Source organism: Aminobacter sp. P4_H6_2, from assembly GCF_056400805.1.
In genome coordinates this window covers 1-2317 of record NZ_JBFUKO010000761.1, presented here as the reverse complement: position 1 = coordinate 2317, position 2317 = coordinate 1, and the positions used below count along the sequence as shown (strand labels likewise).

The window sequence follows — 2317 nt, the reverse complement described above, 5'->3', positions numbered from 1 at the left end:
ACACCCTTCAACTGATCCGCGAACAGCGTCCAAGGGGCTGCGCTGATGTGGTGGCGCTGCGGACTGAACAGCAGATCACGAGAGCCAGGGCATCAAACGCACGCCTGATCGTTCGCGCGAACGGCTGCCGCGTCGAAACCGACGTGGACCTGATCTGGTCGTTTGCGCAGTCGCTCCAAAGACCAGTCCGGATCGCTGAAATCCTGGCGGCCACCATCCCTGATGCTCTGGGCTTAATGGCCGTGGTCTGCCTGATTGGTGACGGTCTCTTAGTGCCGATCGGAAACGGCCACATCACCCATGAGACGCACGTGCGTCTTCCTGGCGAAGCAGCGAATTGAGGGGATCACGGTATGGCCAACAACAATATTGCCCCACGTATGGCGTTCGGCACCTACGACAAGATCGTCATCGATGGGATTGGCTACGAACCCGTATCCAGTGACCAAGACAGTCACATCTTGCGCAACTACGCCACGGGCGAGCTGACCAGTCCCTTTTCGCATGAAGAGCTGTTCGTGCTCCGCAATGCTGGTCGTATGCAGCGGGTTGCAAACGGATATTACCGTGCGCTGGTTGCTTCCCAACGACGCAAGGAACTCAACCAGGTTCGCATCTCGGATCTCAGCAAGCCACAGCAAGCGAAATTGCTGTGGCGAAAGGAGTATTGTGATCGGTTTCTCCGCCTGGAGGCAGCGCGCAAAGCAAGTCGCTCCGACGAGTCCATTCAAGAAGCGATCAAAGAGATTGCGCCTGCCGTGAACGGCATGGAAATCAACGCCGTTGCGAAATCCAAGCGTTGTGGCACGGAGGTAACCGTGCGCCGACCGCCAAGTCCTACCGCCCTGCGCAAGTGGCTGCGGAAATACGAAGCTTGGGGTTACGATCCGATCGTACTGCGAGATTCCTATGGTCTTAGCGGCAATCGACGTGCGCGCCTTTCGAGTGAAATCTACGACCTTCTGAAGGTCGTTGCTGAACGGTACGCGGATCCGAGGCAGCCCACGAAGGCATGGGTTTATCAAGAATTGGAAATTGAACTTCAGTCGCTGAATCAAACGCGCGCAGCCGAAGGAATGCCTCCGCTTTCCATGCCCAGCGTTCGGACTCTTTCCAGGGAGATCTTCAAGCTCGACGACTTCCGAGTGATGGCCGCTCGCGAAGGCATCGAGAAAGCCAAGAAAGAATTCTACATTGTGAACGGTGGCCTTGGCGTCACCCGACCACTTGAGCGCATCGAGATGGACGAGTGGAATGTTTCATTGCGGACGCTCCTGCAAGACGCACGAATCTGGAGGCATCTGTCCAAGCAGGAGCGGCTGAAGGCGGAGAAAACACGCCTATGGGTCTCCGCAGCGATTGACTGTGCCACTCGCTGCATTGTGGGTCTGTACTTGCTGGACGGATCCCCCTCCTCTGAAGCAGCCGTCAATACCMTTCGTCAGGTAGTCACGGACAAGTCCGATCTCGCCGCGGCAGCTGGATGCCAGACTTCATGGGATATGGGTAGCCGACGGATCGAAACCATCTGTACGGATACGGGATCGGCATATGTCAGCCACGAATTTCGGGCAGCCTGTGCTGAACTTCAAATCGAGATCATGTTCCCGCCTGCTGGCATGCCGCAAATGCGCGGCCGTATCGAGCGCCTTTTCTCGACCTTTCATCAGCAACTAGTTGCAAGATTTCATGGTCGAACGTTCGAGAACGTCGTAGCGAAAGGCGACTACGACGCTGACGAAATGGCGAACATCGACGCCGAAGAACTCTACCGAATGCTCGTGCGCTACGTTGTGGATGTCTACCACAACACGCCACATCGGGGCCTTGGTGGCGAAACACCTCGCAATGCCTGGATCAGACTGAACCGTCAGTTTGGAACGGAAGACACCCTTGACGAAGATATCGCCCGTTCAATCTTCGGCACGACGATCGAGGCATCCATCCAGAAAGACGGGGTCAGCCTTTTTGGTCTCACCTACCAGGATTCAAAGCTTCAGCAGCTTCGTAGGCAAACACGATACAAGCCAGTGATCGTTCGGGTCGACCAACAGGACCTCGGCTATGTCTCTGTTCGCACAGAAAAGGAGTGGCTCACCGTCCCCTGCAAACAGCCAGGTATGGATGGCGTGGGGCTCCGGGAATGGGTTCTGAGCGAAGGGAAGATCAAGCGTGAGTATGCCGATCAGGCGAAGGCAAGCCACGACGTCCGGTTGAAGGCAATCGCGGAAATTCGCAGGTTTTCCGACGCTGCGACTGAAAGGGCGGGCATTAGATCTCTCACCTATTCGTCATACGAGGTCACAAAACTCTCCCG

Annotated in this window: 2 protein-coding genes; both read left to right on the top strand. The window is 56.3% G+C overall.

Annotated features, from left to right (window positions below; all coding sequences use genetic code 11):
• Positions 1-341, top strand: a 341-nt coding sequence (locus AC1DUU_RS29775; protein WP_476786917.1) for a hypothetical protein, incomplete at its 5' end; no start/stop codon positions are given.
• A gap of 12 nt (positions 342-353) precedes the next feature.
• On the top strand, positions 354-2317 hold a 1964-nt coding region (locus AC1DUU_RS29770; RefSeq protein ID WP_476786916.1), incomplete at its 3' end, for a Mu transposase C-terminal domain-containing protein.